The sequence below is a fragment of the Corynebacterium kalinowskii genome (genome assembly GCF_009734385.1).
Lineage (GTDB): Bacteria > Actinomycetota > Actinomycetes > Mycobacteriales > Mycobacteriaceae > Corynebacterium > Corynebacterium kalinowskii.
Map to the genome: position 1 here is coordinate 2,232,728 of NZ_CP046452.1, position 25,015 is coordinate 2,257,742.

General features: G+C 60.9%; 29 protein-coding genes and 1 tRNA gene. 16 read left to right on the forward strand and 14 right to left on the reverse strand.

The genetic code is table 11. From position 1 onward, the window contains the following. Nucleotides 1-39: 39 nt before the first annotated feature. Nucleotides 40-1,149 carry a TadA family conjugal transfer-associated ATPase gene (locus tag CKALI_RS10700; RefSeq protein ID WP_156193337.1) on the reverse strand — a complete coding sequence of 370 codons (1,110 nt, stop codon included), beginning with the start codon at nucleotides 1,147-1,149 and terminating at the stop codon, nucleotides 40-42. A 3-nt stretch (nucleotides 1,150-1,152) separates the two neighbouring features. Then, nucleotides 1,153-2,175, reverse strand: a complete 1,023-nt coding sequence (gene ssd, locus CKALI_RS10705) for a septum site-determining protein Ssd (RefSeq protein ID WP_156193338.1) — start codon at nucleotides 2,173-2,175, stop codon at nucleotides 1,153-1,155. A gap of 329 nt (nucleotides 2,176-2,504) precedes the next feature. Here ssd and CKALI_RS10710 point away from each other — a divergent pair, with 329 nt between their 5' ends. Beyond that, complete coding sequence (locus CKALI_RS10710) at nucleotides 2,505-3,341, forward strand: HAD family hydrolase (protein WP_156193339.1); 837 nt, start codon at nucleotides 2,505-2,507, stop codon at nucleotides 3,339-3,341. Here CKALI_RS10710 and CKALI_RS10715 read toward each other — a convergent pair. Further along, on the reverse strand, nucleotides 3,318-3,920 hold the full coding sequence (locus CKALI_RS10715) for a hypothetical protein (protein WP_156193340.1): 603 nt from the start codon (nucleotides 3,918-3,920) through the stop codon (nucleotides 3,318-3,320). The genes CKALI_RS10710 and CKALI_RS10715 overlap by 24 nt on opposite strands. A gap of 101 nt (nucleotides 3,921-4,021) precedes the next feature. Between CKALI_RS10715 and CKALI_RS10720 the strand changes: the two genes are divergently transcribed. Next, entirely contained in the window at nucleotides 4,022-4,528 is a 507-nt protein-coding gene (locus CKALI_RS10720; RefSeq protein WP_156193341.1) for a phage holin family protein, read from the forward strand. Between the two features lie 5 nt (nucleotides 4,529-4,533). Next, the gene (locus CKALI_RS10725; protein WP_156193342.1) at nucleotides 4,534-5,241 is read left to right on the forward strand and encodes an alpha/beta fold hydrolase; all 708 of its coding nucleotides are present in this window, start codon (nucleotides 4,534-4,536) and stop codon (nucleotides 5,239-5,241) included. On the opposite strand, the gene CKALI_RS10730 is transcribed toward CKALI_RS10725, so the two are convergent. From CKALI_RS10730 to nth, 4 genes are all read right to left on the reverse strand, one after another. After that, nucleotides 5,234-6,412, reverse strand: a complete 1,179-nt coding sequence (locus CKALI_RS10730) for a MarP family serine protease (protein ID WP_156193783.1) — start codon at nucleotides 6,410-6,412, stop codon at nucleotides 5,234-5,236. The genes CKALI_RS10725 and CKALI_RS10730 overlap by 8 nt on opposite strands. 66 nt (nucleotides 6,413-6,478) lie before the next feature. Further along, nucleotides 6,479-7,162, reverse strand: coding sequence for an NUDIX hydrolase (locus CKALI_RS10735; RefSeq protein WP_156193343.1), 684 nt, complete (start codon nucleotides 7,160-7,162; stop codon nucleotides 6,479-6,481). A 7-nt stretch (nucleotides 7,163-7,169) separates the two neighbouring features. Beyond that, nucleotides 7,170-7,718 (reverse strand): TlpA family protein disulfide reductase, encoded by a 549-nt coding sequence (locus CKALI_RS10740; protein WP_156193344.1) that lies wholly within the window; start codon nucleotides 7,716-7,718, stop codon nucleotides 7,170-7,172. Next, nucleotides 7,715-8,440, reverse strand: a complete 726-nt coding sequence (nth, locus tag CKALI_RS10745) for an endonuclease III (RefSeq protein WP_156193345.1) — start codon at nucleotides 8,438-8,440, stop codon at nucleotides 7,715-7,717. The genes CKALI_RS10740 and nth overlap by 4 nt, the downstream gene beginning before the upstream one ends. A 281-nt stretch (nucleotides 8,441-8,721) precedes the next feature. Between nth and glxR the strand changes: the two genes are divergently transcribed. Beyond that, nucleotides 8,722-9,405: a CRP-like cAMP-activated global transcriptional regulator GlxR gene (gene glxR, locus CKALI_RS10750; protein WP_156193346.1), complete on the forward strand. Its 684-nt coding sequence runs from the start codon at nucleotides 8,722-8,724 to the stop codon at nucleotides 9,403-9,405. 77 nt (nucleotides 9,406-9,482) lie between these two features. On the opposite strand, the gene CKALI_RS10755 is transcribed toward glxR, so the two are convergent. The 4 genes from CKALI_RS10755 to CKALI_RS10770 are packed head-to-tail and all read right to left on the reverse strand — an operon-like array spanning nucleotide 9,483 to nucleotide 11,242. After that, nucleotides 9,483-10,292 (reverse strand): MBL fold metallo-hydrolase, encoded by an 810-nt coding sequence (locus CKALI_RS10755; protein WP_156193347.1) that lies wholly within the window; start codon nucleotides 10,290-10,292, stop codon nucleotides 9,483-9,485. 31 nt (nucleotides 10,293-10,323) lie between these two features. Then, a complete protein-coding gene (locus tag CKALI_RS10760) occupies nucleotides 10,324-10,779 on the reverse strand; it encodes a RidA family protein (RefSeq protein ID WP_156193348.1) in 456 nt (151 codons plus the stop codon). Beyond that, entirely contained in the window at nucleotides 10,776-10,931 is a 156-nt protein-coding gene (locus CKALI_RS10765; RefSeq protein WP_156193349.1) for a DUF4177 domain-containing protein, read from the reverse strand. The genes CKALI_RS10760 and CKALI_RS10765 overlap by 4 nt, the downstream gene beginning before the upstream one ends. Before the next feature lie 2 nt (nucleotides 10,932-10,933). Next, nucleotides 10,934-11,242 carry a WhiB family transcriptional regulator gene (locus tag CKALI_RS10770; protein WP_156193350.1) on the reverse strand — a complete coding sequence of 103 codons (309 nt, stop codon included), beginning with the start codon at nucleotides 11,240-11,242 and terminating at the stop codon, nucleotides 10,934-10,936. A 122-nt stretch (nucleotides 11,243-11,364) separates the two neighbouring features. On the opposite strand from CKALI_RS10770, the gene CKALI_RS10775 reads away from it, so the two are divergent. Continuing rightward, on the forward strand, nucleotides 11,365-13,764 hold the full coding sequence (locus CKALI_RS10775; protein ID WP_197079693.1) for a transglycosylase domain-containing protein: 2,400 nt from the start codon (nucleotides 11,365-11,367) through the stop codon (nucleotides 13,762-13,764). Here the strand turns inward: CKALI_RS10775 and CKALI_RS10780 are convergent. Beyond that, nucleotides 13,759-14,190 carry a GatB/YqeY domain-containing protein gene (locus CKALI_RS10780; RefSeq protein ID WP_407643752.1) on the reverse strand — a complete coding sequence of 144 codons (432 nt, stop codon included), beginning with the start codon at nucleotides 14,188-14,190 and terminating at the stop codon, nucleotides 13,759-13,761. The two genes, CKALI_RS10775 and CKALI_RS10780, sit on opposite strands and share 6 nt — an antisense overlap. Nucleotides 14,191-14,215: 25 nt before the next feature. Here CKALI_RS10780 and CKALI_RS10785 point away from each other — a divergent pair, with 25 nt between their 5' ends. From CKALI_RS10785 to CKALI_RS10805, 5 genes are all read left to right on the forward strand, one after another. Next, nucleotides 14,216-15,106: a metallophosphoesterase gene (locus CKALI_RS10785; RefSeq protein WP_231580570.1), complete on the forward strand. Its 891-nt coding sequence runs from the start codon at nucleotides 14,216-14,218 to the stop codon at nucleotides 15,104-15,106. Between the two features lie 55 nt (nucleotides 15,107-15,161). Next, nucleotides 15,162-15,235: transfer RNA gene (locus CKALI_RS10790), tRNA-Pro, on the forward strand. Between the two features lie 143 nt (nucleotides 15,236-15,378). Continuing rightward, nucleotides 15,379-15,591 (forward strand): hypothetical protein, encoded by a 213-nt coding sequence (locus CKALI_RS10795; protein ID WP_156193353.1) that lies wholly within the window; start codon nucleotides 15,379-15,381, stop codon nucleotides 15,589-15,591. Nucleotides 15,592-15,597: 6 nt separating this feature from the next. Further along, nucleotides 15,598-16,332 carry a hypothetical protein gene (locus CKALI_RS10800; RefSeq protein ID WP_156193354.1) on the forward strand — a complete coding sequence of 245 codons (735 nt, stop codon included), beginning with the start codon at nucleotides 15,598-15,600 and terminating at the stop codon, nucleotides 16,330-16,332. Between the two features lie 206 nt (nucleotides 16,333-16,538). Further along, nucleotides 16,539-17,579 (forward strand): DUF4185 domain-containing protein, encoded by a 1,041-nt coding sequence (locus CKALI_RS10805; RefSeq protein WP_156193787.1) that lies wholly within the window; start codon nucleotides 16,539-16,541, stop codon nucleotides 17,577-17,579. Between the two features lie 3 nt (nucleotides 17,580-17,582). Here CKALI_RS10805 and CKALI_RS10810 read toward each other — a convergent pair whose 3' ends face one another. Beyond that, nucleotides 17,583-17,864: a metal-sensitive transcriptional regulator gene (locus CKALI_RS10810; RefSeq protein ID WP_156193355.1), complete on the reverse strand. Its 282-nt coding sequence runs from the start codon at nucleotides 17,862-17,864 to the stop codon at nucleotides 17,583-17,585. Beyond that, nucleotides 17,861-19,213 (reverse strand): hypothetical protein, encoded by a 1,353-nt coding sequence (locus CKALI_RS10815; protein ID WP_197079695.1) that lies wholly within the window; start codon nucleotides 19,211-19,213, stop codon nucleotides 17,861-17,863. Before CKALI_RS10815 ends, CKALI_RS10810 begins: the two co-directional genes overlap by 4 nt. Nucleotides 19,214-19,392: 179 nt before the next feature. On the opposite strand from CKALI_RS10815, the gene CKALI_RS10820 reads away from it, so the two are divergent. Genes CKALI_RS10820 through CKALI_RS10845 form a run of 6 tightly spaced genes read left to right on the forward strand, consistent with a single transcriptional unit; the run spans nucleotide 19,393 to nucleotide 24,922 of the window. Further along, nucleotides 19,393-22,137, forward strand: a complete 2,745-nt coding sequence (locus CKALI_RS10820) for a DUF4040 family protein (RefSeq protein ID WP_156193357.1) — start codon at nucleotides 19,393-19,395, stop codon at nucleotides 22,135-22,137. Next, entirely contained in the window at nucleotides 22,137-22,547 is a 411-nt protein-coding gene (locus tag CKALI_RS10825) for a cation:proton antiporter subunit C (RefSeq protein ID WP_156193358.1), read from the forward strand. The genes CKALI_RS10820 and CKALI_RS10825 overlap by 1 nt, the downstream gene beginning before the upstream one ends. Further along, a complete protein-coding gene (locus tag CKALI_RS10830; protein WP_156193359.1) occupies nucleotides 22,544-24,004 on the forward strand; it encodes a monovalent cation/H+ antiporter subunit D family protein in 1,461 nt (486 codons plus the stop codon). Before CKALI_RS10825 ends, CKALI_RS10830 begins: the two co-directional genes overlap by 4 nt. Then, entirely contained in the window at nucleotides 24,001-24,411 is a 411-nt protein-coding gene (locus CKALI_RS10835) for a monovalent cation/H+ antiporter subunit E (RefSeq protein ID WP_156193360.1), read from the forward strand. The genes CKALI_RS10830 and CKALI_RS10835 overlap by 4 nt, the downstream gene beginning before the upstream one ends. Then, complete coding sequence (locus CKALI_RS10840) at nucleotides 24,408-24,659, forward strand: monovalent cation/H+ antiporter complex subunit F (protein ID WP_156193361.1); 252 nt, start codon at nucleotides 24,408-24,410, stop codon at nucleotides 24,657-24,659. The genes CKALI_RS10835 and CKALI_RS10840 overlap by 4 nt, the downstream gene beginning before the upstream one ends. Next, nucleotides 24,656-24,922 carry a Na+/H+ antiporter subunit G gene (locus tag CKALI_RS10845; RefSeq protein WP_156193362.1) on the forward strand — a complete coding sequence of 89 codons (267 nt, stop codon included), beginning with the start codon at nucleotides 24,656-24,658 and terminating at the stop codon, nucleotides 24,920-24,922. The genes CKALI_RS10840 and CKALI_RS10845 overlap by 4 nt, the downstream gene beginning before the upstream one ends. The last annotated feature ends 93 nt before the right edge of the window (nucleotides 24,923-25,015 follow it).

Sequence of the window (25,015 nt, forward strand, 5' to 3'; positions counted from 1 at the left end):
CGGAGGTCGAGCAGACAACACACACGAAAATTAATGGAATTATGCCGAGCATGGGTCTACTCCATTACTGTTAGCCCATACCGTCTTTAGTTCCAGAGATTTTGTCAGTGCCGCAATCTCGCGTACTTGTCTACCGGACGGGGTGCGTCCCATCATCACCACGTAGCGCACCGCGGCCGCCAGCTGCGAGCGCAATGCCGACGCGGGAAGTCCGCCCAATTGCCCTAGAGCTTCCAACCGGGCGGGCACCTCGTGCACCGAGTTGGCATGCACCGTGCCCGCCCCGCCCTCGTGACCGGTATTCAGCGCTGCCAAAAGGTCGACCACTTCGGCTCCACGAATCTCCCCCAGGATGATTCGGTCGGGCCGCATGCGCAGCGCCTGTTTCAATAGGTCTGCCATCGTCACCGCGCCCGCGCCTTCCACGTTGCGGCCACGCGCCACCAGCGAGACCACATGGGGATGCGGCGGACGAAGCTCAGCTGTGTCCTCAATGCAGATGATCCGTTGGTCTTCCGGAACTTCCGCCAGCATGGCCGAGAGCATCGTGGTCTTCCCCGAACCTGTGCCACCCGCAATCAGGAAGGAATGCCGCTCACTCACAATCGAGCTGAGAACCTCACGCCCCTCTTGCGAGACACAGCCACTGGCTACGAGGCTATCCAGCGTCATCGCCGCCTGGCGGAGGACCCGCAGTGAAATGCAAGTGCCCGCGTCTGAGAGTGGCGGAATTATCGCGTGAATGCGAATACTGGAGCCGTCTGCTCGCATGAGGCGACCGTCGGCATAGGGCTGGGCGTCGTCAAGCCTGCGCCCACACGCCACCGCGAGCCGCACTGCTAGCTGACGCACCGCGGCATCGGAATCGAATGCAAGGTCGGCTCGTTCGAGGCCCCTGCCGCGATCGAACCACACATCTTCCGGCCCGTTAACCAGCACATCCGTCACCCCGGGGATCGCGAGCAACCTATCCAGTGGGCCTGCTCCGCTGGATTCCTGGCGCAGCCGCCGCATAATGTCGAGCAACTCCAGGTCGCTGATGACTCCAGCCTCTGCGCGCACTACTTCGGCGATATCCGCAGCGGGAACTGTGGCGGGATCCCCAAACTTTGTTGCCAGCTGCAGCTGCACCCTACCGATCAAGTCCATCTTTTACCCCGCTCCCAGCACTGCCTGCACGGATCTGCGCAGCGGACGCGGACACGAAGTAAAACCATGCATTTCCGCCTGTTTGACCAGCGAATTCGCTTGCGGAATTTCCGCGATAATCTCACAATTTGCCAGCCGCTCGACTTCTGCCTTACTGAGGCCGGACCAGGCACGATGGCGCACAACGGGAAGAACATCTGCCCCTTGCATGTGGACTGCCAGGTAGTCCACCAACGGTCGCGCCGCTGAAACAGCCCGAATTTCCGCCGGAACAATGACGACCACGGCGGACAATGCCGAGACGACCTCCTGCCAGTCTGACAACCGCATCGATAAATCCACCACCAGCGGTTTGTGCTGCAGTGTGGTTATCGCCGCACGCACATCAGCTGCTGTGAGCTGAAGTAGCGCTCCTTGGTCCCGGGGCACGGTCAGAAACGCAAGCCCGTTGTCCAGGGGCAATGCGGAAAGTAGGTCGCCGGGGTCGATCTCGCCAGCAGTCAGATGTAGGTCGTTCCACCGCGCCCCCAAAGCGTGCTCGGCACCGAGCAGCAGATCGAGGCCACCGGAAGTGGGATCGGCGTCGATAAGCGTTGCGCCCTCCCCGAGTTCGCGGGCAAGTGCAACCGCAAAGGTACTGGCCCCGCATCCTCCGACCGCGCCGATAACCCCAACGCTCACCGAAGGGCCCTCCCGCAACACTTCCGCCCGACCGAGGCAACGCAGCAGTTCCGGGGCCTGCGCCGGAATGACGAAGCCCTCCGACGCACCGACCTTGAATGCCCGTTGCCAGTCGATCGGCCCCGGATCCGCCGCGACAAACAGCACCCGCGGGTGCCCGAGCGCGCCTCCGATGTCACTGGCCATGTGCTTATCGACGACCACCGCCTCCCCACGCCCGGCGACTCGTCTGAGCTCCTCGGCGCTACGGACATCGATGACCGTGTGGCCCGTAGCCGCTGCGATATGCATGGCCTCCGGGTGTACGAGCGGATCCCCAACCGCCACGATGATGCTTGTTTTCATGCGCTTAGGATCGCCGGATGCGCCGAATTAGAAAAGGGGCCACAGCTAACCTCTGTGGATAACCCCTGTTTTTGTTCAGGTTTCAACAACTTTTGTGGATAACTCCGGGCTGTTCGTCCGACAGTTCACCTGAGTGTGTTACCGCGCAGTAAGAAAAGAAACGGCGGCCCGCGCCTCGGGGGGGGTGTGCGCGGACCGCCTATTTTCTTACCCGACAACAAGGGGGGTCGTGCCGGGGCTGGCCACTCGGTATATCGGGGCCTTGCACTGCCAATTATACACACCTACGCCCCGAAGACAATGGTCTTTTTCGTCTACACTAGGGAGCCGTGAACGCGCATGGTCAAGAATTCGAGGGGCAGTTGCAACTGCCTCGTGTCGCTGCCTTTTTTGACCTCGACAAAACGATTATTGCCACGAGCTCGGCCTACGCGTTTGGCAAGGAATTCATTAGCAATGGCCTGATTTCCCCGAAGTCCGCCCTGCAGATGAGCCTGGCGCAGGCCACCTATATTCTGGCAGGTCACACGAGCGAGCAGATGGATCGCACGCGCGATCAGCTCACCGCGATGATCGCGGGGTGGGAGATCGAACAGATACGCCAGATCGCCGAGGAAACCATGAAGAATGTGGTCTCCCCCGCTATCTACGAGGAAGCCCGAGACCTCATCCGCTTCCACCAGAATCTCGGCCATGACGTCATCATTATTTCAGCTTCGGCCACAGAGCTGGTGACGCCGATCGCCAAAGAACTGGGTGTCGATCAGATCGTAGCCACGGAGATGGCCACGAAGGATGGCGTGCTCACCGGCGAAGTACTGTTCTATGCCAAGGGTCCGGCGAAAGCGGAGGAAATCAAGCGACTGGCGCAGGAAAAGGGCTACGACCTCGATCGCAGCTTCGCTTACTCAGATTCCGCGACTGACCTGCCGATGCTGGAGTGCGTGGGCAATGCTGTGGCGGTTAACCCGGACCGGACACTTAGACGAGCCGCGCTGGCCAATGACTGGGAAATCAAGACCTTCAAGAACCCAATCCCGCTGTTCACGGTGCCAACCACCAAGGAGATGTCCATCGGCACGGGAGTTGTGGCGGCAGTAGCGGCGCTCACAGCTGGTGGCGTGTGGCTGTACAACAAGAACCTAGGTGGCAAGCCGGGCAATTGATTCTGCCTCGGCTGCGCCGGCGATAAAGGCGCGGAGCTGAAAATTCAAGGAATCAGCGCCAAGGGCCAGGTACTCGGCACGATGCCGGTGCAGATACACCTCCGGCACTGTCAACCCTCGAGGGTCAAAACCAGTTGCCACGGCTGCAAGACGGGAGGCAGCCCGCGCGATGATGCCAGTCCGCGGGCCGAAACTCCCGGAGCTCAGCACCGAAACATGCACAACGCCTGGCAGGAAATCGGTACCGGAAACAATTACCCGCGAGAGTTGTTGCAAAGCTGCAACATTGGAGTCCGGCTTACCGTCACCGCCCGCGAGTACGTCCATCCGAGCAAAGATTTGCAACGGCGCACGAAGGAAAGTTCTGGCCGAGGTTTCTACCGCATCCGGAGCAAGCAGCGTGGCGACAGAAATAGCGGTTTCCGCAGGTAGGCCGTCGATAAGCGCGGAGAGCTTGGCACCGCGCAGCACCCCTTCCGAAGAGGTGACCTCGGAGCGACGCAGGCTAATCGGGCGACGATGCACGGCGGCAATGGCGCGCGTTGCTTCGTCCATCAGCGCGGGGTCGAACAATGACATGGCTCCCAAGCTTACGCGCGATACAATGGCCAACTGTTAGCACCGAAGTAATTTTCGTGGCACGATTGTGGCAACGAGAACGCTAAAACAGGAGGAACACCGTGAGCAATGCCAAGGGGCTCTACACCGCAGGCGACGACCAGTTCGCCCCACGGGTGAACGCTATCCCGCTTTCTGACGTCGATACCCGAGCCGCAGGCCAGGGCTCCATCGGTGATCTGGTGAGCGACGCCACCGCCCAGATGTCGAGCCTGTTCCGCGCCGAAGTGGAACTGGCCAAGACCGAGCTCGCGGACAGCGCCAAGAAGGGCGCCATCGGCGGTGGCCTGTTCGGCGCAGCCGGAACCATCGCTCTCTACAGCTCTTTTTTCTTTTTCTTCTTCCTGGCAGAGCTGCTCACCCTGTGGCTCGATAGCTGGGCCGCGTTCCTCATCGTCTTCCTCATCATGCTCGCCCTCGCTGGCATCCTGGCCTTCGTTGGCCTGAAGAAGGTCAAGCAGGTGAAGAAGCCTGAGAAGACCATCGAGTCCGTCCAGGAGATGAAGAACCTGGTTCCTGGCCAGGCTCAGAAGAAGCTGGCAGCCAAGAATCGCGGCCTGTACTCCTAAATCAGGTGACTGCGTTATCCCCCGCGGTGCTCGCGATCCCGGGGCCTTTTGAACACGAGTTGGTGCACACCCGAGGCACCCGGCTGCACGCAGCGGTGGCCGGGGCCCCGCAGGCACCACTCGTGTTGTTTTTGCATGATTGCCTAGGTGGCTGGTTCGATTTTCGCCACCTTTTTGAGCCGCTGTCAGCCGATTTCCACGTCGTAGCCATGTCCGCCCGTGGCTTCGCCCAGTCCGACAAACCGCCGATGGGCTATTCGCTCCGGGAGGGCGTCGGCGACATCTCCGGGATGATCCGGGCGCTGGGGCACGGGAAGGCGACCATCGTCGCGGCGGGCACTGCAGCGCGCTTAGCGACGTCCCTCGCCGCGAATTACCCCGAGCGCGTCCGCTCCCTCATTCTCACCGACGCCCGCACCCGACTGAGCCCGCGTACTCTCCTCTTGGCGCGCGCCGCCACTAACCTGCCCGACTTTGTCGCCGGTCGATCCTTGCCTCCTGCATTGCGTACTGAGCGCACGCTTGAGTTGCGCGCCCTTTCTTATCAAATCGGTGGCACCCAGCACGCCCGCGTTAAGCACGCGAAGCTGCCCGGCACGCCACTGCCCGTGAAGTGGACGTCCCGGATCGAGGTCCCAGTGCGCTACGCCTCCGGAATGCCTTATGTGGCGGATCCAGTCGCTTTCGCCGAGCAGGTCCAGCTGGCTACTTAAGCACGCACTCCTGGGTATTCACTGGGCTGACCAGCTGGCGGTAGTCACCAATGGTATCCAGCACCTGCTTCTTGGTGAGAGCGTAGCCGGTGTCAGTGTTGTCGGCTGCCGCGCCGAAGATCATGCCGAGCACCTCACCATCGGTAGTGGTGAGCGGACCGCCAGAGTTACCCTGCCGGACCGAGCCGCGAATCGTGTAGGCCTCGCGGTCAAGACGGTTCTTTGCGTAAATATCCGGGCCATTGATGGTGATGATTTCCCGGACGCGCGCCGGGGTGGCAGTGAACGGACCGGACCCTGGGTAGCCCATGACGATGGCATCCGATCCCGGCTCAGCCGGCTGCTCCGCCCATCCCATCGGGGTGATCCCGAGGTCAGGGGCGTGAATAACGGCGATGTCCACGTCAGGGTTGTAGTAGACCACCTTGGCCTGCTGTACGCCCAGCATCGTGTCCAGCTTGACGGTCTCGGTGCCCGCCACGACATGCGCGTTGGTGAGCACGAAGTCCTCGTCAAAGACGAAGCCCGTGCCGGAGAGCAGGTGCCGGCACTTGTCGGCCTGGCCGGTCACGTGTACCACCGCAGGGCGAAGCTTCTCGACGACCTCAGGCCGCTCCACCTCGATCCGCGGCGCGGCAACCTCAACCCGGGAGGCCTCCTCAAACGGGGAAAGCAGCGGCGGCAGGCCGGATTCATTCAGCATTGCCGAGATTTGGGTGGGGAGCTGGCGCAGCGGTTCCGGAGCAATACGGTCGATGTTCTGCAGGATCTGGGAGGACTTTAATCCTTTGGCAAGTCCTCCCGGGGCGGCGGTGACCAGCGGAATCGCGATGAGCCACGCGACGATGAGGGTGGCGGCGGCCTGGAAGACGGCACCGATCGCGGAGTCGACACGCTGTGCGGAAATCGTGCGCATGTTTTGGCGCATCGCTCCGCCAATCATGGCGCCGATCATGTTGCCGATTCCGATGAGTAGCAGCACTGTCGCGATGGCGAGGAGGAATCGGAAGGCCGTGCTGTCGGTGTAGCTCATCACCCAGGGAGCTAGTGCGGCACCGGCGATGACGCCGCCGATGACGCCAATGGTGGAAAGTACGGACGCGAAGGCACCCTGGCGCCAACCTCCAAAGAGTGCGCCGATGATGATGACGGCCAGGACGATATCGACCATCAAGCCCGGGTTGTCTGCGCCTTGCACGTCGCTCCTTGAATAGTGGGGTTAAACCATTCTACGTTCTCACATTTCCCCGTTGCGTGAACCTCGCAACGCGGTTTCTAGGTCAACCTCCAGCGGGGACCATGGCTCTTCCCATCCGGCATGGCGGATCATCGCAGTCAGGAGGCCCCCGGTGAATCCCCAGATAACGTAGCCGCGGTGCCAGAAAGCGGGCCCACTCCAGCTACCTTTCCGCACGATGAACCGATTGTCCGGGTTGACCAAGTCAGTGAGCGGGGCGCGGAAGATGTCGTCGTTTTCGAGCGGGCTGACCACGTCCAGGTCGCGTGGCTCCTGCCAATATCCGAGAATCGGGATCACCGGATTGCCGGTGGCGCGGATCCCCACCGGATCGAGCTCGGCGAGCGGAATGACAGTGCGTCGGTCCAGCCCGGTTTCCTCCCAGGCTTCCCGCAGCGCGCAATCGACCGGCCCACGGTCTTCGGGGTCCATGCGCCCACCTGGGAAGGCCACCTGGCCGGAATGCGAGCGCATCGTCGGGGTGCGGTGCGTGAGTAGTACTGCAGCATCGTCAAGCCCGGCGCCCTCGAGCAGGATCAGCACCGCCGCACGCTTGGTGGATGGGAAGTCTTCTAGCCCCAAGCCACCGAGCAAGCTGCCATTCTTCGCGCTGGCGACCAGTGGGCGCAGCCACTCGGGCGAATCGTTCGGTCGTAGTGCGGTGTTGATCCCGTTGAAATTCATTACTACCTCAGTGCCTATTCAGTGCCTCTGTCACAGCCTTGTCGAGTTCTTCCTGCGATCCGAACACTGCCGGAAAGCTTTGGACCAGCTTTCCTTGCTCGTCAAACACGACAGTGATCGGCACGACGCCCGGCAGTCCAAATGTTCCGGCGAACTGGTTGCCATCGTCTTGCAAGCTCGGCAGCTGCAATCCCAGTTCATTCAGAAGTGCCGCACCATTGGCTGCGTTCGTGTCCGCATGGACCCCGATGACGTTCCACTCTGGGTGCTGCGCGGCGAGGGCGTCGAAAAGCGGGAGCTCTTCACGGCACGGCTTGCACCACCACGCCCACACATTGACCACCGTCGGCTTAGGGCTGCTGCCGGCTGCGTCGCCGCCGAGGCACGGCAGGCTGACGTGGCCGATATCGCTGACAGGGCAGTCGGGGCGTGTGGCTACCGGAGCCGTGGCCTCTTCGTGAGCCTCCGGGCCTGCGAGCAACCGAGGCACGGCGAAGACCAGGGCAACTAGGATCAGCACGCTGGTCAGGATGGACCACTTCGCTGTGTTCGTCACTTCTCCACCATCCTCAACAAATGCTCGCGCTCCGGGCCCTTGACCAATTTCTCCGCTTCGGCAAAGTCTGCCGGGCCCGCGACCCCAAAACTAGGGCACAGCTTAGCCACAAAGCAGGCCCCGCACGCGGCCCGGCGGCTGTGGCACACCCTGCGACCGTGGAAGATGAGCCGGTGCGAGACCATGGTCCATTCGCTGCGCTCTATCAGCTCGGCAATGCGCTTTTCGACGACCACAGGATCCGTCTCCTCAGTGAGCCCCAGCCGGCGCACCAGTCGCCCGAAGTGCGTGTCCACCGTCAGTCCCGGAATACCAAAGGCGTTACCCAACACCACGTTCGCGGTTTTGCGGCCTACGCCTGGCAGCTGTACCAACTCTTCCAGGGTGCTCGGCACCTGGCCACCGTGCTTTTCGCACAGCTCCTGCCCCAGTTTCACCAAAGCCTTCGCTTTATTGCGGTAGAAACCGGTCGGTTTGACTAGGGACTCCACTTCTTCCAGATTCGCGTGGGCGAGATCCTCGGCAGCGGGGTACTTGAGGAACAGCGCGGGAGTTACTTGATTGACCCGCACATCGGTGGTCTGCGCCGACAGGATCGTGGCCACCAATAACTCGAAGGGATTCCTAAAGTCCAGTTCGGCACGCGCGTCCGGATAACACAACGCCAGCATCCGGTTGATTTTCCGCGCACGTCTCTTGGTGGCGAGAGGAGTTTCGGACATAGGGCAAAGTATAGTCGGGCACTATGAGTATTCTTTTCGCCGTCGCTACCCCGATCGTCATCGCGGTATTCGCCATCCAGATGGAGAAATTTGAGTCCTTTTCCACCCGAACCAACACCACTTCTGACTAAATTTTCACATTGATCAGGTAATGTTGATTTTGTCACAACCAAAAGTGCACACGCTCGCGAATAACGGGTAAGGTTTTATCAGTAACAACACTTGCGCAGCCTCTAGAACCACCTAGGTAGCATGTGACATTCACAAAAAGGAGAAGTGAGTTGGAAGGCGTACAGGACATCCTGTCACGAGCTGGCATTTTCCAAGGCGTAGACCCAATCGCAGTTGGCAGCCTCATTCGCGACCTCGAAACCGTTCGATTCCCGCGAGGCACCACCATCTTCGAAGAGGGCGAGCCCGGCGACCGCCTTTACATCATCACCACCGGCAAAGTGAAGCTCGCTCGTCACGCTAATGACGGACGCGAGAACCTCCTTACTGTGATGGGCCCATCCGACATGTTCGGCGAACTCTCCATCTTCGACCCAGGCCCACGTACTTCTTCCGCCGTGTGCGTCACTGAAGTTCAGGCTGCAACCATGAACTCGGAGATGCTACGTAGCTGGATTGCTCAGTACCCAGAGATCTCCGAGCAGCTACTGCGCGTACTGGCTCGTCGCCTGCGACGCACCAACGCTTCTCTTGCAGACCTCATCTTCACCGATGTCCCTGGTCGCGTGGCCAAGACCCTCCTGCAGCTGGCCAACCGCTTCGGCGCCCAGGAAGGCAATGCTCTGCGCGTCAACCACGACCTCACCCAGGAAGAGATCGCCCAGCTCGTTGGCGCTTCCCGTGAGACCGTAAACAAGGCGCTCGCTACTTTCGCACAGCGTGGCTGGATCCGCCTCGAAGGCAAGTCCGTGCTCATTACCGACGCAGAGCACCTAGCCAAGCGCGCCAGGTAACAACCCGTTCGCATAAAAATAGCCCCCAACCGGGAATTTTCCACTGAGGAAAATTCGGGTCGGGGGCTAAGTTTTGCTTAAAGCGAGTCGAGGTAGCGCACGGCCACACGAGTGGACTGCGCCGCTGCGCCACGCAGCACTGGGTCGACATCGGTGTAGATTTCGTCAACGAGTTGCTCGATCGAGGCGTCGTCGCCAAGCTTTGCGCGTGCGTCCTTGACCTGCTGGAGGCGCTGCTCACGACGATCAAGGTACTTGCGAGCGAGCTCCGCGGTGTTGGGGTGCTCTGGGCCGTGGGCTGGGAGCAAGGTGACATCCTGGCCACGTTCCTCCAGCATGCGAAGAGTGACCAAGTAAGCGCCGAGTTCGCCGTCGGTCTCGGAGATCATGGTGGTGTGACGTCCCGCGATGGTGTCGCCGGTGACGATGCCTTCGAGGGTGGACTTTCCTGCTTCACCGCTCCAGATGAAGAAGCACACGGAGTCTTGGGTGTGGCCTGGGGTGTGGACGACCTCGATCTGTGGGGTCAGACCTGGCAGAGTGATGATTTCACCGTCAACAAGTGGCTGTGCACCACGACAGTAGGTGGCCTCAAAGCCACGGACCGGCACTCCAGTGAGCTGGCGGAATCGATCGATAGAATCCGCATGATCGTGGTGACGGTGAGTGATCAAGGTTAGGGCGATCTCGCCGGCCTTTTGCTGGAGGACGTTGAGGTGGCCTTCGTCTTCCGGGCCTGGATCGATGACCACGCTAGTGGTGTCTTCTGGGCCACGGATGACCCAGGAGTTGGTGCCTTCGAGCGAGCTATAGCTCGGATTCGGGCACAGGACGACACCGACAGATTCGGTGACAGGACGTAGTTGACTGTAAGCAGGGTGCTCCATACTCACTAGCTTATCCTCTTTTGGTGAAATGTTAACCGACTAATTCAACTACGAGTTCAATTTCGACTGGGGAGCCGAGTGGCAACTCATAGACACCGACAGCCGAACGGGCATGCTTGCCGGCCTCACCAAAAATTTCACCAAGCACGTTGGACGCGCCGTTGACTACGCCAGGCTGGCGCTGGAAGTCTTCAGCGGAGGCTACGAAGCCGGTCACCTTCAGTACGCGGGCCACATTGTCGATGCCTACGAGGTCATCGATCGCGGCTAGAGCGTTGAGGGTGGCGGTACGCGCCAGGCTCTCGGCCTGCTCTGGGGTAACGTCCCAGCCCACCTTGCCGGTGGCAGGGAGCACGCCGTCCACGAATGGGAGCTGGCCAGAGGTCCACACCTGATTGCCTACCTGAATGGCAGGCACATAGGCCGCGACAGGAGCGGCCACGGGTGGGAGGGAAATGCCCAGTTCCTTCAGACGATCACTGATCATTGTTTCTCGCGCTTCATGTAGGCAACAACATTTTCTGGGTTTGGCCCTGGCACGACGGAGACGAGCTCCCAGCCATCTTCGCCCCAGGTATCGAGAATCTGCTTGGTGGCGTGAGTAAGAAGCGGAACGGTGGCGTATTCCCAAGTAGTCATGCCTATATTCCTACCAGTTCCCCGCCGGACGCGAGGTACTCCGCCCAACTAGTGATGTGGGGGTTCTTGCGGAGCAGGGCACGACGCTGGCGCTCAGTCAGCCCGCCCCACACGCCGAACTCGACTCGGTTGTCCAAAGCATCTGCGCGACACTGCAAAAGTACTGGGCAGTGGCGGCAAATTGCGGCAGCTCGGCGCTGCGCGGCACCCCGAACAAACAGTGCATCTGGGTCTCCGTCACGGCACTTTGCCAGCGTCACCCATTCCCCTCGGTCGATCAGCTGCTGCTCATTAACCAGCGATGCAGTCATTCTCTCGGCCTCCTTCAACACTATTCGACGTATGTAAGTGTATTCACAGCCCAAAGTTAATGTCGAATGTGTCACACAAACGGGGGTCTACACGCGGGAACTTTTTGCGTAGGGTAATAGGGGTGTCCAGTATGAAGTCATTGTTAACAGCCCTCGGCGCGATCATTACCGCTGGTGTAGTCAGCGCAGCAGCGCTCACCCCCGCTGCAAGCCTTTCCAGCGTCGCCATTGCCCGAACAAACGAAACAATGCAGTCGAATCTGTCGGACCTCACCGATGGCACCGCACCAGGCGTTTCGACGATCACAGACGCCAACGGCGCTCCCATCGCCTGGATCTACGATCAGTATCGCGTCGATGTCCCATCGGAGCAGATTGCCCCGACTATGAAGAAGGCGATCGTCGCGATTGAAGACCGGCGTTTCTACGAGCACGATGGCGTCGATTGGCGTGGCACGGCACGCGCGATGGTGACCAACCTGACCTCCGGTTCGGTGGAGCAGGGCGCTTCCACGCTGAATCAGCAGTACGTCAAGAACTATCTGTTGCTGGTGGACGCAGAATCCGAAGCCGAGCAGGCAGCCGCAACTGAGACGAGTTACGCCCGCAAGCTGCGCGAAATGCGCATGGCTTCCGACCTGGAAAAGAAGTTGTCCAAGGATGAAATCCTCACCCGATATCTCAACGTGGTGCCATATGGCAATGGTGCCTTCGGAATCGAGGCGGCAGCCCAAACTTACTTTGGCAAGCACGCTGCGGAGCTATCCGTCACCGAGTCCGCACTGCTTGCGGGCATCGTTCAGTCCTCGTCGGCGCTCAATCCGTATACGAACCCGGAGGGCATGACGGAGCGCCGCAACCAGGTGTTGGACGCGCTGGTCTCCACGGGTGACCTCTCCGCTGAGGAAGCGGGCCAGCTCAAGGCCGCCCCGCTCGGCATCCTGGACCAGCCGAAGCGCTTACCCAATGGTTGCATTGGCGCTGGTGATCGAGGCTTCTTCTGCGATTACGCCCTGAAGTACCTCGAAGGCAACGGCCTGGATCCCGCGCGCTTGCAACGCGAGGGGTTGACCGTGAAAACGACTCTGGATCCTGCAGTTCAGGACGCAGCCCACAACGCGGTGGTCGCGCACACTAATCCGCAGGCCCAAGGCGTCGCAGAGGTGCTCAACGTGGTGGAACCGGGCAAGGAATCGCGTCGCATTCTGGCGATGACGTCCTCCCGCGATTACGGCTTGAATGTCGAAAAGAACGAGACGATGCTGCCCCAGACCGCAAGTCGCGTGGGCAACGGCGCGGGTTCCATCTTCAAGATTTTCACCGCAGGCGCTGCCATTGAGCAGGGCATGGGCATCGAAACGGTGCTGGACGTGCCCAAACGCGTCGAGGTGTCCGGGATGGGCGATGGCGGAGCGAAGAACTGCCCACCGGGCAAGTACTGCGTGGAAAATGCTGCGGCATTCAAACCCCAGATGACTTTGAAGCAAGCGCTCGCCCAGTCGCCGAATACGACTTTCATCAAGCTCATCGAGCAGACGGGCGTCAAGGAATCCGTCGATATGGCAGTGCGCCTCGGCCTGCGCGATTACACCGAAGCTGGCAGTTTCGACGGCAAATCCTCGATCGCGCAGTACTTCGGTGACAACAACCTCGGATCCTTCGTGCTCGGCCCTACCTCGGTCAACCCACTCCAGCTGTCCAACGTCGCAGCGACCCTCGCCTCCGACGGCACCTGGTGCGAACCAAGCCCGATCGACTCCGTCACCGACCGCAACGGCGCGCCAATCAAGCTCAAGAAGACCCCCTGCGAACAGGCCGTGGAGCCTGCCATTGCACACGCGCTTGCCGACGCCATGAGCGACGACACCAAGAACGGCACCGCCGCTCCCGCTGCCAACAACTGGGGTTGGAGCGCCCCGACCGCCGGCAAGACGGGCACCACGGAATCCCACCAGTCTGCTGCGTTCATGGGATTCAACTCAAACTTTGCAGCCGTGCCGTACATCTACAACGACGGCACCGAAACGATGTCCCTATGTACCGGCCCAGTGCGCCAGTGCTACGACGGCACGCTCTTCGGTGGCATGGAACCAACCAGCACTTGGATGTCGGTGGCGTCCAAAACGCCGGGGGCCGCCGCCGGAACAGTGGCCAAGGCCGATCCAGCACAGATCAAGGGCAAGACTCAGGCCATCGCAGATCAGGTCGTAGGAAAGACGTCGGCCGCAGCGAAGTCACAGCTGGAAGCACAAGGGTACGCGGTGACCGTGGAGAACGTGAGCGGGCCTTCGAATAAGAAGGGGCAGGTCATCAACGTCAAATTGGCCAACCTGCGCGACGCCAAGCCAGCCGTCACCCTCCTAGTATCCGACGGCTCTCAGCCGGTGGCGCCGGCACCGGCTCCAGCGCCTCGCCAGCAATCTCCGGCGCCAGTTGCGCCGCCTCCTGCAGCCCCGGCAGCGCCACCAGCGTCAAACCTGGAAGATTTGCTGTGGGACTTGCTGGAGCAGAACGGGTTATAGCGCGGCGCGGACGGCCGTCGACAAGCGCTTGCCATCCACGCGGCCTGCAGCAGCCTTCGTGGCTGCCTGCATGACCGGGCCCATCTGTGCGCCCTCGCCCAGGTCGGCGATGACCTGCTTAACCAGGGCGTCGAGCTCGTCGTCGGTGAGCTGCTGTGGCTGGTAATCCTGGAGGATTTCGGCCTCGGCGAGCTCGTTGTCGGCCAAGTCCTGGCGATCATTTTGCGCGTAGACCTCGGCGGATTCCTTGCGCTTCTTGATCTCGCGGGCGATGACCTTGAGGATGTCCTCATCGCTCGCCTCATGCTTGGTGCCTTCGGTTTCCGCTGTCTGAATGGCTGACAGCAGCATGCGCAACGTATTCGTGCGCAGCTTGTCCTTGGCCTTCATGGATGTTTTCAAATCTTCCCGAATCTTCGTTTTCATGGTTTTCAGCATACGCACCGGTACCATGACAGGCGTGAAGAAAATCCTGCTCTCCCTCGTTGGTGCCGGCCTCGCAACCCTCGGCTGGGGCTACTCAGAACTTAACCGCTTTCGTTTGAAGCAGGTCACAGTGCCGCTGGTAGAACCCGGAGTTCTCGAAGGCAAGGAATTCACCATCCTGCACATCTCCGACCTGCACATGCTTCCCTCCCACCGCGTGAAGCAGGATTGGGTGGCAGCGCTATCGGTTCTTAATCCCGACTTGGTGATCAACACCGGCGACAACCTCTCCTCGCCTGGCGCGGTGCCCGCCGTGCTGCGCGCACTCGGACCGCTCCTCTCCCGACCAGGACTGTTTGTCTTCGGCTCCAACGACTACTACTCCCCGACCCCCGTCAACCCGGTGAACTACCTGGTGGGAAAGAAGCGCAAGGTGAAGGAAGTCGATCTGCCGTGGGAAGGCATGCGCGCGGCTTTCCTCGAGCACGGTTGGCGAGATGCCACCAACGCCCGACACGAATTCAAGGTCGGGCCGGTACGCATCGCCGCCGCTGGCGTGGACGACCCGCACTACCACTTGGACGAATACCCTCTGGTCGCAGGCCAGCCCAACCCAGACGCAGATCTGCGAATCGCTTTGACGCACTCCCCGGAGCCACGGGTTCTCTCCCTCTTCGAAGCTGATGGCTACGACATCTCCTTCTCCGGCCACACCCACGGTGGGCAATTGTGCCTGCCGGGAGAGCGCGCGATCGTGACGAATTGCGAGATCGACCGCAAGCGCGCCAACGGGCTGCATAAGTTCGGGCGCATGTGGATGTACGTCTCCAACGGCCTCGGTACCTCGCCTTATGTCCCGTTCCGTATCTTCAGCCGGCCGTCTGCGACCCTCATTCGGGTTGTTGAGCGATCGTAATTTTGTCTCTCTTGGGGGCAGGAGTACCGTTGTTTTCCAGCGGGATTACTCCCCTCGGGATATAGCGCAGTTTGGTAGCGCACGTCGTTCGGGACGACGGGGTCGCAGGTTCAAATCCTGTTATCCCGACCCTATGGAAGGCCACCTCTTGATGAGGTGGCCTTCTTCACATACCGAAATAATCGAACGCGTGCGCTAATTTCCGCATGCAATTCCCTGAAGATGTCCGCACACTCACTTATTATGGGTGTTACAAAGTTAAAGGAGTAGATATGCCACTCACGATTCGGCGCACAAACAATGCCCAACTGCGCGAGCGCAAATCAGATATCTTAAGTCGCTTCATTAGCGAGTACTCCGCTATTGAAGGATCCGCGTTGACCGAGCGCGACCTTCGGGATTTAGCTTCGATGGGCAGGTTGTCCACCGAAGAGCGCGCTCTGTACGACGAACTTCGTCGCATTGATTTGCTCCTGGGAGAGTAGTTTTCAATGGCCAGCTTTGATGATCAGGCGATTGAAAAGTTCTTTGATCAGATCGAAGCCACCCTTTCGAGCGCTCTACCTTTCAATGATGAAGATGTACATTTTTCCGTTGATCTGAATGCCGATAATGGAATTTACGTCGCCGAGTTTGAAGTACCGCTCTATCACGGCTATGGAACAGTTGGATCATTTCGGGAATTGACGAAACCCCCCAGCGATTTGTTCCAAGTCTTCATCCGATATCAGATGGGCAGTGACCGGAACAGACAGCATCTCACAGTTCAATACAGCAAATTCGAGCTTAGGGTTCACACTTCGCCGGGAGTACGGTTCGAGTATGAACGCGAGAAGAACAACGTCCCAGCTGCCCACATTCACTTTTCAGGAATGGGTGGCCTTCTGACTCCAGCCCTCATGAAAAATTTCTCTGGAAGAAATAAGGGGAAGGGGAAAGCAAAGAAGGGCGGACAAATCCAGTCGGTTCATTTCCCAGTTGGTGGGCATAGATTCCGACCTTCCCTCGAAGACTTCCTCTACTTCGTGATTGAGGAATGCGGTTTCACCGGCCTCCACGGCTGGGAGAAAAAACTACAAGACTCTCGAAACGTCTGGTTCGATCACCAACTAAGCGCCTCCGTACGCGATCACCCCGAGCACGCAGCGGAGGCATTGAGAAAACTCGGCTACAAAGTAGAATCTCCAGCCACGCCACCAAGTGTCAACAGACACGACGGTTGGTGACAAGGTCGGCCCCTCTGCGCTCGCGTCTCAACCCCAATACAATCTGCCCCATGCGCATCAAAGCCCTCGGAATGATCACTGTCCTTGTCTTAGCAACGACACCCGCAACCGCCTATGCCCAAAGCAGCTTCGGTAGTAGCGGCAGCAGTGAAAAATCCAAACCTGTTGCCCCGGAGTATGACAAGGATCAGGGCCTGGATGTCACGATGATCGGCGATCTCCTCGGCCCGGGCATCTCGGATCACCTCGGTTTTCGTTCGGGAGACCTCGGCGAAATGGCACCCCTGACGGGCAAGGAGTTCGCGATCATCTTCGGGGACTCTTTCCGCGGCCAGTACCTCGGCGATGGCGAGTGGATGAGCCCAGTGGGCGCGGTCGCGGAGATGAAAAATGGCAAGATCACCATGAAGCGCCCGCTCAATGATGGCAAAAGGGTCGAGCAGCTCATTAAGTACCAGCACAATGATCGTGGCCTGACGCTCCTGCCGAGCGATGTCATCAATGTCGACGGCACGCTGTACATGCAGGCGATGTGGAACGAGGGCGTGGGGAATGTCCTGTCTACGGAAATCTGGAAGTCCACGGATCAAGGCAAGACATGGACGTCGATAAGCAGGCTCCCAGCGAACTACATGGGCGGCATGGCCAACCTCATCTCGTGGGAACGCGGCGCTGACGGCTGGATCTACATGGTGAGCTCGCAGTTTAAGCGCGCCGACGATGTCTACCTCACGCGCTTTCGCCCCACCGATTTCGGGCATCCCGAGCGTTGGGAGCACCTGGGCAAGATCCTGAATGCGGATGCGGGTGAGATGTCGCTGCGCCTTATCGACGGCCATTGGGTCCTCGCCATGTTCAACGCAGCATCCGCCTCGATTGAAATCCGCATCTCCGACCGCATCGACCGCGATTGGAATGAGCTGAAGCCCGCGCACGTTGTCGCTGGTTGGGACGGGTGGAACGTCACCCAGAACGAGAATAACTTCACGCAGCTGTACGGCGGGTACATCGTGCCGGGCTCGACGATCGAGAATATGGACATCGTGGTGTCGCAGTGGAACACCAGCACCAACCGGCGCTACAACTCCACCCAGTTCAACATCAAGGGGCTGGAGAGCTTCCAGTTCGAGCCACGGATGCAAGCCCGGTCCATGCGAATGGAGTCGGAGCCGGAACTGCAGGTAACGGTCACTGAAGTGACGGAATCCGGGACCACCGACCCAATCTCAGTGGTGCCGCTGGATTAGTGGTTACTTGACCATCCGTTTGATCGCGGCCTCAACCTCGGCGATCTTTTCGGAAGGGTCGCCCGCGCGCGCCGCCCCGACGACGCAGTGCTCGATGTGGTCGCTGAGCAATCCCAGCGCCACGTTTTCCAAAGCGCTGGTGGCCGCCGAGATTTGGGTGAGGATGTCGATGCAATATTCGTCTTCTTCCACCATGCGGTGAATGCCCCGGATCTGGCCCTCGATGCGGCGCAGGCGCGCCAGGTAGTTGTCTTTAGCTGGCGTGTAGCCGTGATCATGCGTCATGAGTCGGCACCGCCTTCCACTGGCACCGCCTTCAGGATGTAGGCGGACGCCGCAGCGAGGGCGGCCAGCACGCCACAGGCCAGGAGCATCGTCGGCATGGATCCATTGTTGCCGAAAGCTGAGATACCTGAGGTGGCGTAGTTCAGCGGCAGCAGGCCGGACAAGACCGACCAAGCCTGCGAGACAGCAGAGACAGAAGCCTGCTTCCACACCCAGCCGACCACGCCGGCCTGGATTGCCAAGAAGCCGTAGACAATGGGCTTGCCCACTCGGGCACCAAACAGTCGCACGATGGCATTGCTGAGCAGCGCGGATGCGCCGCCCGCGAGCGCAATGATGGCGACCAGACCAAGGCCAGAGGTAGCAGTCAAGGACGTGCCGAGAACCAGGACCAGCAGAATGCCAATGCCAACGGCGATCAGCCAGCGCCAACGGTTGGAGAACGCCGATCCGAACACCACCGTTAACGCGATCAGGAAGCCGAACAGCGGGATGAGCTGCGAAGCAGGTTCCTCGGTGGCAGCGGGGGCAGGGTCGGCAGGCAACGCACGCTGCACGGAGCCGATCTTGTCCTTGTTGTTCTTTGCCATCCCGTCGACCTTGCCTGCGCCGTCCTTGAGCGCACCCGCACCAGTGGAGGCTTCTGCGAGTCCCTTGTCCAGCTCGGCGAGACCCGTGGCCAGCTCCTTTGCCCCGGAAGTGGCGGAGTAGATGCCGTCGTGAAAGCCGTAGCCCGGCACCGCGAGCTGGTTAGCGATGTCGCGGGAGCCGGTGCGCAGCTGCGCCAACTGATCGACCATCGCGCCGTCGAGCTTGAAAGTCTCCACCTGCTTCTTGAATTCAGCCAGTTGCTTCCGGAACTCCGCCGCCTGCGGGTCCTTGTTCTTGGCCAGCTCCGCGTCCACTCGGTCGATCTCGGTCACGATCTGCCCCTGAACCAGCCCGATGCCCTGCACCTGGTCCACCGCCTTGGCCACGCCATCGGCCACCTTGGTGGCGCCATCGCCGAGCTGGCCGGTGCCGGCCTGCAGCTGCACCATCCCGGCCGACAGTTCGCCAGCGCCAGTGGAGGCGCTGGCGGCACCTTCGGAAAGCTTGGCGGTGCCGTCGGCAAGCTCGCCCGCGCCCTTGCTCAGCTCCCCGGTGCCGGTGTGCAACAGACCGGCTTGGGAGGCCGCCTCGCCTGCAGCCCTGCGCGCGGGCACGAGCTCGGTGGCGCCTGGCGCGGCGGCCGGCTCCTCGGACCACGATGCCGCCGGTTCCAGCTTCGTTGCCGTGGCGTACACCGTGCCCACGATGAGCGGAAGCAGCAGGAGGAAGGCCATCAATGAGCGGCGAAGGGCAGTCATAAACCCTAAGGGTAGGAAATGGGGAGCAAGACTGTGGTTAGGCGCACCGATTCGCCTGGCGTTCCACCTGGTAAGATTTTCACAGTTGCTTTGCTCACAAACCAAGTGAGGGAAGTCGGCAGGCCACACCCGGCCAGAGACGATATACGACCACGACACAAGCAAGGTGTGATTTTCACATGACCCTGCTCCTCGTACTTGCGTTAACTGGGGCAGCTGTGGCGGCATCTCCGCTGCTGGTGCGCGTTTTGGATCGACAGGCAGGCTGGCCCCTGGCTGCAATCTTTCTCGCCGCGGCGGCTGTCCTCGCCCAGCATCCTCGGGGCGTCAACGTCCCTTGGGCCCTCGGCGCGTCGTTCGCGCTGGAGGCGGACGGATTGTCGTTCTTTTTCGCGATGCTCGCCCTCCTCATCGGCGCCGCCGTCTTTATTTATTCAGCGGCGTACCTCCCCAAACGCAAGGGCAACACCAGCTTTTATGTGATCATGTCCGCGTTCATGCTCGCGGTGCTCACGCTGGTGCTTGCCGACGACATCGTCCTCCTGTTCGCCGGGTGGGAACTCGTCTCTATTGCTTCCTTCCTGTTGATCGCTCGGTCCGGTTCGGGCGGGCAGGCTGGCGCCATGCGCACCTTAATTCTGACGTTCGTTGGTGGTCTGACCCTGCTCGTCGCGTTGGCGCTGCTGGTGACGCAGGCGGGGACGACGTCTTTGTCCGCCATCACCCAAGGCTCCTACGAGCACGTCGAGATCATTGCCGTGCTCATTGCGATTTCGGCATTTACCAAGGCCGCGCAGTTGCCCTTCCACTTCTGGCTGCCCGAGGCCATGGCGGCCGCCACCCCGGTGTCGGCATTCCTGCACGCCGCAGCAGTGGTCAAAGCAGGTATTTACCTATTGCTGCGCTTTTCAGGGTTGTTTTCGGACGTGGCCATTTGGCGCTTCGGGCTCATGGGCATCGGCATGACCACCGCGATCATGGCAGCCCTCTTCGCGATTCAGAAAACCGACCTCAAGCAGCTCACCGCCTACTCCACGGTCTCCCACCTCGGCTGGCTTGTGGCCGTGATTGGCGTGGGCACGCCGCTGGCCCTGGCAGCAGCACTGGTGCACACCCTGGCGCACGCGATGTTCAAGTCTTCGCTGTTCATGCTGATCGGCGTGGTCGATCACCAGACCGGCACCCGCGATATCCGCCGCCTCGGCCCGCTGTACAAGCAGATGCCGTTCACCTTCGCGTCCATGTGCATCGCGGCAGCATCGATGGCCTCGATCCCGCCGCTGCTGGGTTTCGTGTCCAAGGAATCCATGCTGGCCGCCTTCGAGGAATACCCGGTCATGCTGGTGTTGGCGGCGTTGGCTGCCCTGCTGACCTTCACTTACTCGGCGCGCATCGTTTTTGGCGCGTTTATCGACGGCCCTCGCCAGCTCGACCATGTCAAGGAAGCTCCCGTCGCGCTGTGGCTCCCAGCCGCCCTTCCTGCGTTGCTCTCGGTGCCATTGGCGCTGGCAGTAGGTGTGCTGGACGGCCCGGTCTCCAGCGCGGTCCAAGCGATCGGCTTTGAGTACGAAGCACACCTGGCCCTGTGGCACGGCGTCAACCTGCCACTCGTGGTGTCCCTTGTGGTGCTCACTGTGGGTGTCATCGGCGTGGTATTCCGAGCTAGGTTGCTCGCTCCGCTCGCCGGCAAGCAGCTGCTGCCGTTCACAGGCGCGTCCCTGCTAGATCGTCTGGTCGCGGACAGCCACCGCCTGGGACGCGCATTCGGAGAGATCGCCAATTCCTTCTCCCCTGCGCGCCACCTGGCTTGGCCGTTCCTTGGACTTTCGACTCTGATGGCATTCGGGTTCTTCTCTCAACTCGATGGCGCCGGCTTCGCCCCGCGTGTTCCGGGCATCGACCGCGCGTGGGACCTGATTCCGCTCGGACTCGCGGCACTGGCCGTGCCGTCGCTCATCCGCACCAATTCACGACTAGCCGCCACCCTGCTGCTGTCTGCGGTGGGCGTGGGCGTGACCTTCCAGGTCCTCGTGCTGGGCGCACCGGACGTCGCGCTGACGCAGTTCATGGTGGAGCTGCTGGTCATCGTCATGATGATGATGGTGCTGCGCCACCACCCACGTGGTTTCTATCCAGTGTCCCCGAAGCGGAAGTTCTGGACGGGGGCTATCGCCCTGGGCGCTGGCCTATCCAGCTTCTTCATCGTCTACGGCCTGCTGGGCCGCCACGAACGCCCGGAGCTGGCGATGTGGTACTTGGAGGAAGCACCAAAGATTTCCGGTGGCGCGAACGTGGTGAACACGATCCTGGTCGAGTTCCGTGGCTTCGATACGATGGGCGAGCTCACCGTGCTAGGCATGGCCGCCATCGCGATCGCCGCGGTGATCGGTTCGATGCCTCGCCAGGAGACTCAAGAGTTGGCGGAATTCCCGGAGCCTGCTCGGAATGCGCTTCCGTTGCAGTACCTGGTTCGTCTGCTGACACCGGTTCTGGCCGTGTTGTCCTTCTTGATTTTCATGCGTGGCCACAACGCCCCTGGTGGCGGCTTCATCGCTGCGCTGGTCGCTTCCAGCATCTTCATGCTCAAATACTTGTCTTCTGATCGCGATGAGCCCGTGGTTTCACGCAACGTGCCGTTTCTGCTGTCCGGGTTCGGCGTGATCACGGCCCTGTTCGCCGGCTTCCTGGGCCTGCTCAAGGGTGGTTTCCTCTACGCCATCCACGGCCACATTCTGGGTGAGCACGTCACTACCTCGATGATCTTTGACCTCGGTGTGTTCCTCGCGGTGCTCGGCATGGTGACGCTCGGCATCAACGAGTTGGGCCAACGAAAACGCCCTGGCGTGGAGCACACTCCGTACGAGAGACCCGCAGATAGCCCGATTCCTGAACCGCTCGCCCCTTCCAAAAAAGGAGACCACTGATGATCTTGGCACTGACCATTTCGATCCTCATGGCCGGCGGTGTCTACCTGGTGCTGCAACGCGGCATGTACCGGCTGGTCCTGGGCATGTCCCTAATCGGGCACGCAGGAAATCTCACCATCTTGGCGCTGGGTGTCCCACGGTGGCGCGCGGAGCCGATCAACTCGCCCCTCGACCTGGCCGCCGACCCGCTGCCACAGGCGTTCGTGCTGACGGCCATCGTGATCGCCATGGCCACCACCACGTACATGTTGGCGCTGTCTGCCGTAGGTTACAACGATGACACCAGGTCCAAGCGAGCTGCTCGTTTGGAGCTGGCACCACTGATCACCACAGCCCGCAACGTCCACCCATTGCCGGAAGACTCCGCGCGCGTCCAACGCGTCAAGGCAGCGGAGGCCGACCAATGATCCTCCCTCTCTTCCTAGCCTTCCCACTGCTCGCGGCAGCTATCGCAGCGGTCAGCCCCTGGCGGTTCCTCAGAATTGCCCTCATGTTGGGTATCCCTACCGCGGGTCTGATCGGCGGCATCTGGTTGTTCCAACAGGGCACGATCGCTCACTCGATCGGCCTGTACGTCGGCGGCGTGGCCATCCCCTATGTCTCCGATGAGTTTTCCGCCGTCATGATCATCGCTACCTCCCTGGTGGCCCTGTTCTCCCTGCTCTTCGCAGTGTTCGCGGGAGAAACCACGTCGCGATTCTTCCCGTCACTCGCACTCATGCTGCTCGGCGGCGTGTACGGCGCGCTACTCACGGCCGATCTGTTCAACCTGTTCGTCATGGTGGAGATCATGCTTCTGCCGTCGTACGCGCTGCTGGCGATGACGGGTGGTCGGTCCCGCTTGGCTGCGGGTCGCATGTTCGTGTTGTCGAACCTATTGGCGTCGACAATGCTCGTGATGGGTGTCGGCGTGGTCTACGGCGTATCCGGCACGGTCAACTTCGCGGCGCTGGCCGGGGCCGCCGACGAGGGGCCGGTGGCGATTGCCATGGGCATCGTCGTACTGGCTCTGGCCATCAAGGCGGGCGTTTTCCCGATGCACACCTGGCTGCCGCGCACGTACCCGTCCACCAGTTCTGCGGTGATGGGCCTGTTTTCGGGCCTGCACACGAAGGTGGCGGTGTACGCGCTGTTCCGCATTTACATTGTCATCTTTGATGGTTCCGAGCGCTGGGCCGCGTTCATCATCGCCGTAATGGTGGTGTCGATGCTGGTCGGCGGGTTCGCGGGTCTCGGCGAATCCACCATCCGTCGCGTGCTGGCGTACCAAATGGTCAACGGCATGCCGTTCATTCTGGTCATGCTCGCGTTCTCCACTTCCGGAGCTCTCACCGCCGGTATCTTCTACGCGGTGCACCACATGGTGACGGTGGGCTCGTTGATCCTCACGACCGGCGCGATCGAGGAAACCTACGGCACGGGCACCCTCTCCAAGCTCTCCGGCATTGCGCGTCGTGATCCCTGGACCTCCACTTTCTGGGCCGCCGGTGCCTTCTCACTTGTCGGCTTCCCACCGTTTTCCGGCATGTGGGGCAAGGTCGCAATTGTGATGGAAGCTGCGACGTTTAGGTCCTGGGTGCTCATCGCCGCCATCGTCCTGGCGTCCATCGGCGCGCTGCTGTCACTGCTGCGTGTGTGGCGCCGCGTCTTCTGGGGCAAGCCGCCGACACGCTACCCGTCGACGCTGGTCGTCGCCCCAATCAAGGCCCTGCCCGGTGGCGCGCTGCTCGCCTGCTCCCTGCTCATGTTTGTCTTTGCGGGCCCGCTTTTCGACGTCTGTTCCGCGGCCGCCACGTCGTTGTTGGACGTCCCTGGCTACACGTCCGCTATTTTGGGCGCTGACCCGATTGGAGTGGTCCAATGAAATTCGTGTTGTGGCTGATCGGCCAGATTTTCGTGGGCGCGCTGGTGATTGTTAAGTCTGCGTTTTCCCCTTCGACTGGCTTTAAGCCCGTGATCGTTTCCTACCCGCTGCGTGTGACCTCTGATCGAGACATCTTCTGGTTCTCCACCTGCATCACCATCACCCCGGGCACGCTGTCTCTGGGCTTGCGTGGCGACCATCTGCTAGTGCACGCTGTGTACGGCATGGATCCGGGCGAAGTCCTCGCCGGCCTAGCCGAAATGGAGGAACGCCTCGTCCCTGCTGTTCGCGACATTGACCGGGGCGCGCCAGGCCAGGGGCCGGGCAACCCGCTGCACTCGACCTTCGTCGTCGGACACTCCGATGACAAGTTCGGCCCGTACACAACTTTCGAGGCGGAGTCATGATTCTGTATGTATGCCTAGGTGTCATTGCCCTTTGCCTGCTGGCTAACTTGGTGCTGATCCTGCGTTCCGACGACGCCACCCGAGGCGTTGTCGCCGACATGGTCTTCTACCTCATGCTCTCCTGCTATGCGGTGTGGACCTTGCTCTGGGACACCTCGATCGTCTACGAGGTCATCCTGTTGGGTTCCCTGCTGGGCCTGCTCTCGACCGTGTCCGTCGCCCGCATCCTGTCGAAGGGACGCCGATGATTTCCGCTGTTCTCGTTATCTGTGCCACCGTTTTTATCCTCGGCACCACCATCGCCCTCTGGCGCGCCCCCGATGCGCTGACCAGGATCAACCTCATGGGGCCGACCGTAGGCGTGGCCTTGCCGCTGTTGGTTTTGGCGCACCTGTTCTCTGACCCGTTCGACTGGCACAACCTTGTTAGGGCTCTGCTAGCTATTGCCGGGCTGTGGATCGTGGCTGCCGTTTCTTCGTTTTACATCGCCCGGAGTGTGCACGAGGTGTAGGGGTTTCGTCGGACCGAACGAATATATCTCCCAGTAGAAATTCGTCCGGGTAAGTTCAACATTTCCGCTGCTAGCAGAACTTCTACCAGCGTC